The organism is Paenibacillus sp. FSL P4-0338, assembly GCF_038002365.1.
GTDB lineage: Bacteria > Bacillota > Bacilli > Paenibacillales > Paenibacillaceae > Paenibacillus_AQ.
Genome location: NZ_JBBOCG010000002.1, coordinates 1,177,999 through 1,192,131, shown reverse-complemented (window position 1 = coordinate 1,192,131; position 14,133 = coordinate 1,177,999). Strand labels below are relative to the sequence as shown.

General features: G+C 56.3%; 1 protein-coding gene. It reads right to left on the bottom strand.

Annotated elements, in window-relative coordinates; translation table 11 throughout:
• Positions 1-9 precede the first annotated feature (9 nt).
• On the bottom strand, positions 10-14,088 hold the full coding sequence (locus MKZ07_RS29020) for an S-layer homology domain-containing protein (RefSeq protein WP_341028991.1): 14,079 nt from the start codon (positions 14,086-14,088) through the stop codon (positions 10-12).
• Between the last annotated feature and the right edge of the window lie 45 nt (positions 14,089-14,133).

Genomic DNA, 14,133 nt, shown 5'->3' with positions numbered 1-14,133 from the left:
CCTCATTTCTTACTTGGATACTTTATAGATAATCTTGGATAACGTCATGACCAGCTTGTAGTAATTACTGAAGTCACTAATATACTTGCCTGCCGCCTTTTCGAACATCTTGAGGACAATCTTGGCCCCGATATAATCGCGGTAGACATCCCATACGGCTCCTGCCGAATCCAGCACATTGGCTCCTGATACAATCAGCACCTTCAGTGCATCTTCCGGTTCAATCCCTTCCGTCACCTTCAGCTGATTGGTGGCATCGGCGATACTGATCCTTCCGTTACGCATGGCGGACACCACTACAATCATGGCGATTTCATTGTTGTCCAGCAGCATGCGCTCCACGCTGCTAAGACTGTCATAGAATTCCCGCTGTTTCACGGTGGATACCTTTTTGAGAATACGATAGGTCTCCTTCAGCACGCCGCCCGTGGCCATCTGAATCGCCGTTCCCAGATCCACGAGTGAGATCAGCCCGGAATCCAGCATTCCCTGGGCGATATCATCCATGGTCCAGCCGCCAATCCCCACCAGCAATCCCAGCAGCCAGACCGGCTGATAATTGATCGCGATCAACGCACCTGCTACTTCACTGACCTGTGTAAATCCTCCGTCATACAGTGCTTTGGCTAAGTAATAGTGACTCATACTGCCCTTATACTTATTCAGCAGCTTGGCAATATCAGTTGCGGACAAGCCGAGCTGCTGTCTCAGAACTGCAATGGTATTGTCGGTCTCCACATTCCGGTAGCGGATGTATTCGCTTGGTGTATAGCCATTGCTGATCAGCCATTGCAGCTGCTCGTCCACGGACCAGCTTTTGCCTAGGAAAACCAGTGCCCGTACCACCGGAAGCCCAAGCTTCCTGAGAATCGCAGCAATGCTATCCCCGCCTTCTCCGATAATTTCAAGTCCGCCCATAATGGCTTCACCATCGTAGCCCTGCTCACGCATGGCAAGGGCAATCTCCGCGATTGGTGCATCCGGCAATCCTGCTCTTACGATCTTAAGAACCTTGTAAGGGGTCAGACTCCACTTGCGCAAGTATTGAACGATAGCGGCTGGTGTATTTACGCCGAGCTGCACCAGCTGTATTCCCTGCTCCTCTTCCGTGCCTGCATTCTGACGCATTTCGTTGAAATAATTGTAGCGCATCTTCAGGATGCTGGCGTTGTCGTAGCCCAGGCTCCGCAGTGTATCTACCAGGTAGCCGGACGGTGCCAGCTCAAGCAGTCCCCGCAGATCCAGTTCGGCAGCGACATCATTCGCACTCGCTCCCCGGTCTTTCATACGCTTCAGATAAGTATAGAGCGGATCAGCCCCGAACACTTCGGTTACCGCTGCCCGGACTCGCTCCGCAGGCATCACCGCCGTAGTGATTGCATCCAGCACACCGAGAGCGTCCAGATTGAACATCACCTTCAGCGCAAGCACGATATCGGTATCCCTGAATTTCGCCTTCATATAGTTCGCCACCGTTCCCGGGCTGCCCATAGAGGTTGCCGGAATCAGCTTCGCGAGATAACCGATATTCGTGCTGCTGTAATACACCGTAGTGACGGCCAGACCAAGCTCCGGCCCCTTGACATGCACGGCCAGCAGGGCGGTTGCTTCATCGGCACCCAAGTGATAAGCATCCTTCAAATACTGGAGGATATCCTGCACCGGTGTACCTTGCTTATAGAGCAGGCTTACAGCAGCCTCTGTACCCGTGATTCCATACAGATCAAGTACTTGCTGAAGCGTTCCAGAGGATGTGCCCACTGCGAAATACATTTCGGCCACTGTCTTCTGTACCGCATCCGCAGTGTAAATACCCAGTCCGTTCAGGACGTCCTTCGCCTCTGCCTCTGTCTTGCCATAGCTCTTCTTCAGTAATTCTGCGATATACGCCATCCGGTAGCCGCTTGTACTCAAGACCTGCGCCGCTTGCGGGGCGTCTGTAAAGATGCCCTGCGCTCTGAAGAGCTCCATCACAGCGGGATCATACGCAGTGCCATATATAGCACTGATGCTGCTCAGAACCGCAGAGCTATGGAACGAGCCATCGGCAAGCAGCAATGCTGCCGCTGCGGCCGCAGATTGGCCGTTATACTCTTTGAGCATTCTGACAATTTCCTGTAGCGGGTAGCCTGCGTTCCATAGATAGGCAATGGCCGCTGGCTCCCCTGTAATTCCAGCTTCCTGCAGGATTGATTGAGGCGTGGCAGCCGTAGTGCCTTCCTCCGCAGTTGTGCCGTAGACCTGCCGTACAGTCCATTCTATAATGCTGGCGTCTTCCAATTGGAGAGACAGTAAGGCGTCATAGGTAGCCTGTAGCGTATTACCGTAGTAGTTCTTGGATACTTCGCTCACATCCTGCAGTGTGTAGCCCAGCGAACGAAGATATGGCGCTGCATCCTGGATGGAAGCAATACCGCTGCGGTTCAGCAGCTCCTCTACACTCTCATTCACCGGCTTGCCATAGAATTCCGCCACAGCAGCCAGAAGGTCTGCAGCCGGATATCTCCCGGATTGCAGCAGGCTGTAAGTTGTCTCTCCGGCGCTGAGCTTGTAGTGCGTCTTGCCTGCAAGCACCAGGTCGGCTAGTGTAAATCCGGCGCTTATCAGCTCCGGCACAGCATCAGCGAACACGGTGATCCCCAGCGCATTCAGCGTATCGAGCCGGGTCTGCGTCAGATTCTGTCCGTATACATAGGACACCGCACTCTGGATGTCCTCATCACTATAAGTGCCCTCGACAGTCAGAGCGGCGGCAGTCTCACCGGCCGTTAACCGGTAATGCTCCTTGCCCACCCGGACGATCCCGTTCAGATCGAACTTCATGTTGCGCAGGAAGGTTACGGCAGATTCCAGGGTGACCAGCCCGCTGGCTGCCAGTGAATCCACGATACTCTCACGCTGCGAGGTCCGGTAGATATCCGTCACTCCCGCAAGGATATCCTCCTGGCGGTATAACCGGGAATCTGTGAGCAGCTGCAAGGCGGTTCCCGCAGATAATCCGTATTCTGTCTTGGCCAGCCTGATGCTGTTCGCCAGACTGAACCGGGCCTGGAACACAAAGGCAATGGCTCCCTCGAAGGAGGGGTCTCCCTGACGGACAAGCAGTGCATGGATCACCTGCTCTACGGACAGTCCATAGACAGAGGCAAGGGTCGTTACCAGTACATTTTTATCTGCCAGAATATTCTTCTGCACGAAGAGCAGTGCGGTCTGACCTGCGTCCTGGTGGAAGGCGTCTTTGGCAGAGACCGCAATTTCTTTGGGAGCAAATCCCGCATTCCACAGATATTCAACAGCTGCGCCTACTTCAGTAATTCCCTGCTCCTGCAGCGCTTCTGCTACCGTACTTCCGAGCGTCTGTCCGTATACGGAAGCAAGCCCGGAGAGAATAAGACTCTGATCATTCGGATAAGCGGCGGTAAGCAGCTTGGCTGCTTCTCCGGCCGTAAGCCCGTAATAATCCTTGAGTGCGCGGGCAATATCAGGCAGCTTATAGCCGCCCTTCTGCAGAAATTCCAGTCCGTCTCCCGGCGATTCGGACTTGGCCGCACTCAGCAGCTGGGCAATGGTAATCTGCTGCTGGCTATACAGCGACTGCAGCAGCGCAAGCGTTGCCTTCAGGTTGCCCCGCACTCCGGCATGGATCAGCAGCCCCCGCATCACCTCATCCTGGCTGAATCCGCCCTGAATCAGGGCCGGGCCCACCTTGTCCGACTGCCAGTAGGCAGGGTATCGCGCGGCGAGCGTATTAATCACGGAGGCAGCCGTAGCCCCTTGTGCCCGCAGCGTCTGAATCCACAACGCGATTGGATCGCTGCCGTAGGCCCAGGCCGCTGCCCGGCCGATATCCTCCTGATCCTCGTCAGTCTGCTGGAGCAGCTGTGCCACCGCAGCAGCGCTATCCAGCCCGTAGGCTTCGCGCAGGACCAGCGCCCGGTCCTTCAGCGGATAAGGAGCCAGCCGGTCAATGACCTGGCTCATGGTAAGACCTTTTGTAACCAAATAGGCAGTCACATCACTTGCTGCAATTCCGTATGTGCTGAAGACAGACACCCATTCACTCCACCCTTGGCGGTCGAATTCCGCAGCGACTTCTTCGAAGGAATACCCCGCATTTTTCAGCGCAGAGATCAGGTAAGGCATTCCCTTCGCTCTGACACCCCCTGTAGGGTAGAGATTAATCGTTCCTTCCACAATCATGTTCAAGGTATAGCTGCTGGATAAGCTCATGGCCACCGTAATCTCCGGCAGGGTTGCACCAGCGAAAAGATACTGGGTATCCTTCACCACCGTACGTACATCACAAGCGCAGCCGAACCGGGACAAGGCCTCTGTGCGCTCCAGCTCCACCCAATCCTGAATTGTGAGGCCCATCTGCCGGATAAGCGGCTTGGCAATTTCATATTTATCCCACAGCGTGGAGTTGCTCATAACAGCCGCTAGTGCGGTAGCATCCGCCTTCCCATCTACATCCTGGGCGAACACGGTACGCAGCGCCGTCAGGACTTGGTCTGCTTCGTAACGGTTATTGTAATCATGGTAGAACAGATCCATGGCTCCGCTCAACGTCAGCGCTGTTCCCGCTTGAATATAGGCATCATGCATCGTCTGCAGCGATTGTACCGGCGTCTTGCCCGCCAGCCTGAATTGTCTGAACAATTCATAAGGATGGCTGCCCTGCTTCAGATAATAATCTGCTAAGAGAACCGGATCATATCCCCCATCCAATAGGTATTTCAGGATATGCTCCCGCTGGGTCTGGGTAAGCCCTGGAGAGAGCGCCGCAATGCTTGCCGGAAGCTCTGCACGGAACTGCTCCCGCAGCAGCGCGGCCCGTGCTGAAGGCTCATATCCGCCAGCAGCGAACTGGGCAAGGATATCGCTTAACGGGGTACCCGCCGATACCCATAAATCATTCACAATGAGGGCAATTTCCTGCACCTCATAGTGCTTGGCCGTTAAGGCGCTAATGATAACAGCGGCTCCGTCACCGGCTGCTTTCACCGCTTCAGCCGCATCCCGGGCAGACACCTTGGCATTAAGCAGCTCTGCCGCCGCATCCTGCTGCGAATACTCCCTCCGCAGCAGAGCATACGTGTAGGCTGCCGGGAAGCCGGCGTCCATGAAGGCCTGCCGCATTTCAGCCGCACTGGCGTAGCTGTACTGCTCTGCAATCGCCTTGCTCACCTCCGCCGCCGGATATCCGGCTTGGGACAGCCAGGTTGCACTTGTAACCGCACTCTCCTGGTACAGCTCTTTAATGACCGCTGCCGATTTCGTTGCCGGCTGCTTGCCTTCGGCCATAGCAGACACCGTCTGTGCCGGATTCAGACCATATGCATTCTGGACAGCTCCGGCAATCCCGTTGCTGTCATAACCCGTACGCCCGAGTAACTCCACGGTATTTCCGCTTGTTTCATTCCAGTTCTCCCTCAGGACCTTCGCCGCTTCTGTCACCGGTACATTGTAGCGCTTCAGATATCCCAAGATGTCTTTGCTGAGCAGACCGAATCGCTGGAGGACCGGGCCAATCTCACTGGCCGAATAGCCTGCCGAGAGGAGCTCACCTATAATCAATCCATCATACGCAGCCGTAGCTGGCTTAAGCGAATTGTAAGCATCAAAGAGCGCTGACGCATCCGCGTTCATTGCATACAGGATAGGAGTGATTTCTGAACGGATCATCCCGTATTCGACCAGCACCGCTCGGTACAGATTCGCTGCCTTGAAGCCGCCGTCCCGCAGAAGCTCCGCCGTCTCCAGCGCCGTCTTGCCATATTGCTTGTGAAGGATTTGAGCCGGATAGGCTGCATCGTTCTTATAGGCATAGCTGGAGACGAACCCGGCCAGGGTCGCCGCATTGGCCACCGGCAATTCGTCAAAGACAGCCAGGAACGTCTGATTGACCGCCTTCACCCGGTTCACGCCGGTGTAAGCTACCGATACCGTAGAGGCTGAGCCAATTACCCGGCCGCTGCTATTCCAGCTCAGGAGAATCTGCGCCGGATCTGCGCCGAGTGCCGCAGTTACGGAGCTCTGCCATTGTCCGTCGATCTTAACGGAGAAGGACCCGCTTGCTGTTACGCTGGCCAGCGGCTTGTCGAACGTCAGGATCACCTGGGTTCCGCTCTCTGAAGAGGTCGCATCCATCAGTTGCGGCGGCGCGCTTATATTATTCACCGTCAGCTCCGCCCCGAGCTCATACCCCGCTGCGCTCAGCCGCAGCTTGAATTCCTTATTGTAGGCCAGGTTCGCTGCCACCTTGTACGTCTGGCCGAAGTCTGTGGTGGACACCGCGCCCAGTGTGACCGGGTTGTTGCCGGCGTCCTGCAAGCTGAACTGTACATCTGGAACCGGCGCACTGAAGCTTACAGTGAAGCCATTCTCATTCACTCCTGTGAGGCTTGAGGCAACACGGTAAGCCACGTACACTTTAGCCGCTGCGCCAAAATCATACCCCGCTTTCTTCAGAGTCAGCATATACGTACTACCTTCAGCAAGCTGAGCTTGAATGATGAAGGTACCAGCGTCAGTTCCCGCTGCGATCCCCGTCACCTTGATCTTATCGCCTGCAGCCGTAAGAAGCTCCACATCCTCAGGCAGCAACGTGATAGACTTGCGGGCCAGCAGCACACTTATTCCGCCGGTATCCGCACGGGTGACCTGGCTCGTAACCGCAACCGGCAGAACCACTTCCAGCGGCCCTTCTACCGGGTGGATTGAATCCTGCACCGTAAGTGTGTACGTTTGTCCGGCACTTATAGGCACCCGCACCTGATATACTTTGCCCGCATCTGCTGTACCGGGATTAGCATCATAGAATGAGCTTGCGGTAAGGGTTATATCCTGCCCGTCCGGTCCGCTAAGGCGAACGGAAGACAGCTTCAGATCAGGCACGGCCTTGCTCAGATTCAGACTGAAGCCTGAGGTACTAATGCTACCCACAGTCAACTGCAGCATCGGAAGAACATCCACATGAACCGACGGGCCAAAATCATACCCCTTAGCGGTCAAGGCCAGCCGGTATCCCGCCCCTTCTATTAGCTTCGCTGCCGCTTGGTACGTCAGCCCGCCGTCCGCCGTCACCAGGGAATCAAGCGCAACAGCCTCACCGCTGCTGTCCTTCAGCAGAATGTGATTGACCTTCAAATCTGGAACTGCGGATTGCAGGCGCAGAGTGAACCCGTTCTTGGACAGCGTCTCAATAGACTTGGCGACAGGCTGCAGCACCGTGAACGGCAGCACCATTCCGAAATCATACCCGTCAGCCGCAATACTCAGGCTGTAATCCGTTCCAAATTGCAGCGCCGCCCGCACAGCGTAGGTTGCACCGCCATCTGCCGTGCTTGCCGCAGATGCAACGCTCTGATTGCCCTCCGCATCCTTCAAGATGAAGCTGGCTGCGTGAAGTCCCGGAACAGCCGGGTCCAGCTTCACCGTCAGCCCGTCTTTTTGTATGGAGTCATAGCTCAGTGCGATGGGAACCGGTACCTTCACCGCAAGCGGGGCTCCGAAGTCGTAGCCTGCCGCAGTCACAGTCAGCGTATAGACCGCTCCAGCTGTAAGATTAGCAGATAACGAATACGCGGCTCCCGCATTCAGCTCTTTGACAGCTGTAACCGGAATGGCCTGCCCGGCAGCATCCACCAGCTTGAAGCTGCCTGCCTTAAGCCCGCCAACAGCCGGGTTCAGGAGAACCGTTACCCCTTGCCCGTTAACCGGCCCTGTCTCACTTGTAATCACACTTGGCAGCGTAGCAGACAAGACCTCCCCGAAGTCATGGCCCGTCTGTTGCAGCGCAATCGTATAGGTCTGGCCTCCGGCAAAGGCTGCCTTCAGGCGGTAGGTCAAGCCATGGTCGTCCGTCACCGCAGAGGACACAGGCAACGCTTGCCCCCTGCTGTCTTTGACCGTGAAATCAGCGGCGCTAAGTCCGAAGACACCGGGATTCAGTCCGATCTCCACGTAATCCGAGCCTGTTCTCAGCACAGCCGCGCTGATCATCGCCGGAACCTCAATGAAGAGCGGAGCACCGAAGTCATATCCCTGCCTCGCAATGCGCAGCGCGTAACGCTCGGTTCCCCAGAAGCTCGCTTCCACCTTATAGGTGAATCCTCCGTCTGCTGTAGATATTTTCAAGGGATGAGTCTGGAGTGTGTTCTCCCCTTGGGTAATGTTGAAATCGCCCGGCAGCAGACTTGGCATCGCTTGATCGAAACGGACGGTGAACGCCTGATTGTTCCCGCTCTCCATCCCCTCGAACGCAGCCGCAACAGCCTGAATGGACAACGGCAGCTCCGTACCCAGATCATATCCCGCCACATGCAGGCCCAGCTTATACTGCACGCCTGCCTTCAGATAGACACTAACCTCATAAGACCGTCCTGCATCCCGGGTAAGGATCGAACGGAGGTTAACCGTTTCTCCCTGCTCATCCGTCAGGCTGAGATTCCCGGGGTCCAGACTGAGCGGGGAAGACAGATTCAGCTTGAAACCGGTCAGCGACAGCTGATCCACCGTGACCGCAGCCGCATTCAGGGTGAACGGGTCAATGCTGTCAAACACATACGGCGCCTTCGCAGCAATCTTCACCGTGTACGTCTTGCCGCCGGATAGCGGAACAAGCACGTTATAGCTGCCTGGAGCAGTGGAAGCCTGGAGGGATTGTACCGCAGCGATATTTCCCCCTTTATCAGTGACGGTAATGTCCGCAGCACTCAGACCGGGCACCTCCGAGCTAAGAACAAGCTTGAAGCCGCTCCGCGACTGGCTGTGAATAATTGCATATACCCCAATCTGGAAGCCCACGGTAAGCGGTGCTCCGAACAGATAGCCGGGATACTTCGCCTGCAGGGTATACGTCTCGAAGGCGTCAAATTTCCCTTCAATGTTATACATCGCGCTATCCGGACCTTGAGAGGTCACCGTAATTGCGGTCTTGCGGCCTTTGCTGTCATACAGGGTGAAGTGCTCCTGTGTCATATCCGCCAGATTCGGCGCAACCGACACCACAATCTTGTTCCGCACAGTGCCGACCAGCCAGATTGCAGCCGACGCCAAGATATCGAAGGAGACCGGTGATGCCAGCCGGAATTCCTCTCTCGCCAGATCCAGCATATACCCCTTGCCTGCTGCCGCCGCATTCAGCGTCACCTGGTAGCTTAACCCCTGATCCGTTGTCTTAAGTGAATAATCGGATTCTGGGAGCAGATTGCCGCTTGGATCGCGGAGAATCAATTGCTGCGGGGTGAGACCGGGAACCCGGGAGCTGAATTGAAGCTTGAACCCCAGTACCGTCACATTGCTGACCACAGCCGTAATCGTTGCAGATATTGAAAAAGCAACCGGTTCATTCACCTGATAAGCTACATCAGGCTTGTACTGCACCGTATACGTCTGTCCGCCTGCAAAGGCACCGGCCAGAGTGTAATGAGCGCCCCCATCCGTGGTCGCCGCTGATGTCAGTGCAATGCTGTCACCGGAGGCATTCCGGATCACAAAATGCCGCTGGGCCAGCCCCGGAACCGGCGCATCCAGCTGCACCTTCACGCTTGCTGTCGTCGCCTCCGTAACTGTCAGCGCTGGCGGCAGCCGGAAGGAGACCGGATTCATTGAGAATTCATCCTTGTCCAGCTTAACCATATAGGCCATACCCGGCTTCAGCTGATTGCCCGGCACTCGAATCTGGTAGCTCGCCCCGCCGTCTGCCGACTCGAACAGATTCGGATAATAGAGCGTGCCCGCTTCATCCGTTAACGACAGTCCCAGATAATTCTCAATCTCCGGGAACGCGGGAGTGAACTTCAAGGTGAACCGCCCGTCCTTCGTTACATCCGCTATGCTGGCGGCAATCCACTTATTCACATGGAACGTAACCGGCGAGTCGAAGAGGATGAACCCTTTCTTCAGCACGATCGTGTAGTCTGCATTCTCCGCAAGTGTTACCCGCACACGATAGGTCCCGCCATTGTCACTCGTGCTTAATGTAATTCCGCTTAGCTTGTTATTCTGCGCATCCGTGATCGTGAGGTCACCAGGAAGCAGGCCCATCACCGGATTGGCAAAAGAAAGCTCGAAGCCTGTACTCGTGATCTTCGATACACTTGTTGTTCCTGCGTCTGTGGTAGCCGCAACCTTGAAATTCACACCCGCTTCCGGCAAATGCCCGGCCAGCTTCAGATTGTAGCTGCCTCCCGCCAGATGGGCCGACAGCCGGTAGCTTGCGCCCTGGTCCGCCGTTGACGCCGAGGATATCACTACCGGATCACCTGTATCGTTGTTGAGCAATACGAAACTCCCGGCATCCAGCCCATCCACGGCATAATCAAGCTTCGCAAGCAACCCATTGTTCTCAATCTCTCCGACAGAGACTGTAGCGGTTAGCGGAACCAAGAAAGAGACAACGTTCGGGTCCACCTCCGCATCCAGCGCGAGACTATAGTAGCCCGGAGTCAAGGCGGCTGAGAACTGATAGCTTCCGCCTTCCGGATCATTCATGACCGCCTTCTTGATGGGAACCTCCGGGCCTCCAAAAGCCTTGGTTAGCTTAAAGCCGTATTGCATATTAATCTTCATCGCAGGTGCCATCACCAGCGTGAAGCCGCTGTAAGTCGGATCTACCACCGTGTTCTGGGCATACACATAAATCTTCTTCGGCGCGCCGAAGTCATACCCGTCCGCATGGGCAGATACGTAATAACTCTGACCGCCCTCTCCGTCAAAAGTCACTACATAAATCCGCTGCTGGTTATCCCACGTCACACCTGTAATCGCAACCTCACGGCCTGCCAGATCCGTGGCGCTGAAATGTTCAGCCGTCAAATCCGGCACGCGCGGATTCAGTCCGGCCATGAATTGGGTCGGCTTCCGCCCCGCTCCCCACACATTCAGAGTCGCATTCACCAGTGTGGCCGGCTTCCCGAAGCTGTAGCCCGGAGCCGTAAGGCCAAGTACAAATGGGCCTCCGGCATTAATCTCCGTGGTCAGCAGCTTGTAGGTGCGGCCCCCGTCACTGGAGCTCGCCGAGTCCAATACAACCGCCCCGCCGCTGCTATTCTTAAGCTCAAAGGCTGAGACTGTTAACCCAGGTACCGCCCGCCCGAAGTGAACCGTAAGGCCGCTATAAGCACCAGGGTACCCGTCGAAGGTCGTATACTTACTGATCTCCACTGTCTCAGGAACAATTACGGTCCCTTGTATGAACCGTCCGTCATAGAGATTGACGCGGTAAGCATAACTTCCTGCTGCCGGCAGATCCGCAGCTATCATTGCCGATGTTCTGTCCGGGCTAAACTGGACTTCATCCACCGCTACGGCCCCGCCGCCCGGAGCCTGCAGAGTCATATCGCCTGCCGGGAAGTCCGGTGCGCCCTGCGCAAACCGCAGCTCGAATCCGCTATGCGTCACCCAGCCTGCCGAAGAGGGAACTTCCTCTGCCTGGACCGCCAGAGCCGCCGGTTCGGTGAACTCATACCCGTCCATATCAAGTGAAAGGGTATACGAATCCTTCGGCGCCAGGCTGGCCCACACTTCATATTGCCGGCCGGGAACCACTGTACTAAGCATGTCGATACTGACAGGCTCGCCTGCCGCATTCTCCAGCACCAGGCTCAGCGAATCTACATCCGGCACTGTCTTATCCATGGACAGGATGAAGCCGTAAGTACGTACGGTGCCAACCGAAGGTTCAACCTTCACCTTGCCTGCGACTGGTACAGTCACTTCAAGCGCTGTCCCGAAGCTATAGCCGCTCCGTTCCATACTAAGCGTGTAGCTGCTGCCCGGGACAAGCCCTGCCGTAATCGTGTATACACCGCCATCCTCTGTGGAAGCCGCTCCGTCCACCGGAACGCTGCTGCCATCCCCCACTGACAAGGCGAAATGGGCAGCGGTCATTCCCGCTACTGGCGGATTCAAGGATACCTGGAAGCCCGTCTCCGTGATGCCGTAGACCTCAGCAGATACTGAGATCACCACCGGGTCCGTGACCGGAACGAATACGGACACAACCCCGCCGAAGTGGTAGCCCGCCTTCGTCACGGTTAACAAGTAGGTAGCCCCTTCCTGCAAGCCGGCTGCCAGCCGGTAAGAGGTTCCGCCATTAAGAGCGGCAGCCTCTTGAATAGCTAATGCCTCGCCCGTCCCGCTGCGCTTCAGGGTGAAGCCGGACAGCGGCACATCCGCGACCGGCTGATCGAATTGGACCTCCAGGCCAGCTGCGGTGATATTCTGCACCGCCGTAGCCACCCGAATATCCTCCGGTATGATCACTGGAACAACGAAGGTAACCGGGGCGCCGAAGACATACCCTGCCTTGGAGAGAGTCACAGAGTAGGTCTCTCCCTCCTTCAAGTCTGCGGCAACCCGGTAAGTGCTTCCTCCGTTCAGTGAGCCGATGAAGGAGATCCCGACAGCCTGTCCCGCGGCATCCTTCAGCAAGAGCTCTGCTGCTGTCAGATTCGCAACAGGCTTGCTGAAGCTAAGCATGAAGCCTCCCAGGGTGCCAAGTGAAGCAGTGACTGCTACCTCAAGCGGCTGCCCTGCAGGCGGCAGGGTCGGCTGAGGCGTTGGGGACGGAGTCGCTGTTGGGGATGGCGGGGTCGTCGGATTGCTTCCGCCACCGCCGCCTCCACCACCACTTCCTCCGCCAGTTCCACCTGCTCCACCTGCTCCGGCAGGAGCCGTGCTTGCAGCCGGAGCAGTAACCGTGTACTCTCCGCGTGTCGTAGTCTCCACGCTGCCTGGGGAACGTTCAAACACTACTTTCGGAGCATCTACCAGCGCCTTCACGATTTCCCCAGTGCCCGATACACTGGCTGTGCCATGCAGCTCCAGATCACTCACCTTAACGCCTTCGTTCAGTGTAATGGCCGAACTACTAACTCCCCCGGCAACGCTTAAGCGGCCAATGGTCCCTGAGGTGACCACAACCTTGACGTTGCTCTTAATCTCCACCGAGCTGAAGTCTCCGCTCAGGGTAACTTCACCCGACCCTGAAATGACCACTCCCTCAATCCCGCCGGAAGCTGTCCCGCTCTGCTCTGACTCAAGCTTAGCATCAGACTGGACATTCAACTGCCTGATGATCGTTGTCCCACCGATGACAACCCGTACCAGACCATCCGCGCGATCTACGGTTACAACTCCGAGCCGGGACTGATTGATATGTACACTATGGGCACCGCCGCCTTGAATATCCGTGCTGCCCTGTACCGTCACCTGTTCAAGGTAGATCTCTCCGTCTCCAACCTTGGAGCCGATGAGCAGATTTCCTTGAACCTGTATATTGCGCAGCTTTATGCCCGGCGCATTCAGGGTAAGATCACCGGCCACGGTGAACGAGCCTGTAGCAGGACCATAAGTGCCGTCGGTCTCCAAGGTCTTCGCCGGAGGAATGATCCCTCCCTCTGCATGACTGCCGGACTGCTGCTTCAGACGATCCAGCAGCACAACGGCTTCGGCCCGAGTAAGCTGCCGTGAAGCTGCAATCGTTCCATCCGGGAAACCCTTCATGTAACCGGCACTTAGTACAGCACCCAGTGCATCACGGCCATAGCCCGGAATACTGCCCGCATCCTTGAACACCTTCAGCGGATCTTCGCCGTCCTTCATCAGCACAGGCGTAAGCTTGGCGAGCATCACAGCCGCCTCCACCCGTGACAACGGCTTGTCCGGCTGGAAGGTCCCGTCAGGAAATCCCGTCACATATCCGGCCTGGACCGCTGCCTGCACCTGTGAGACGAACCAGGCCGCAGAGGGAACATCCTTGAAGCTGATCTTTCCCGTTCCCTGGTAAGCAAACAAGCGGTTCACTAACGCCACAAACTCTATGCGTGAGATAGCCTGATCAGGCCGGAAACTTCCATCCTGGAAGCCTTTGATATACCCGCCTCCTATCCATTCGCTCATTTGCGGCTCCGCCCAATGACCGCTAATATCACTCGCAGCAGAGGCGGTCCCGTTCACAGCCGCAGCTTCTGCCTGGCCAGTCTGCCAAAGTCCGGGATTCCACAGCCCCGCAATTAGACTGACAATCAACAGCCAATGGAGCAAGAGCCTGATTTTCTGTTTTGCCCGGTGGTTCTTCACGTCAATTCCCCCTTCATCACAGCACCCATATTTTCGACAATCTTT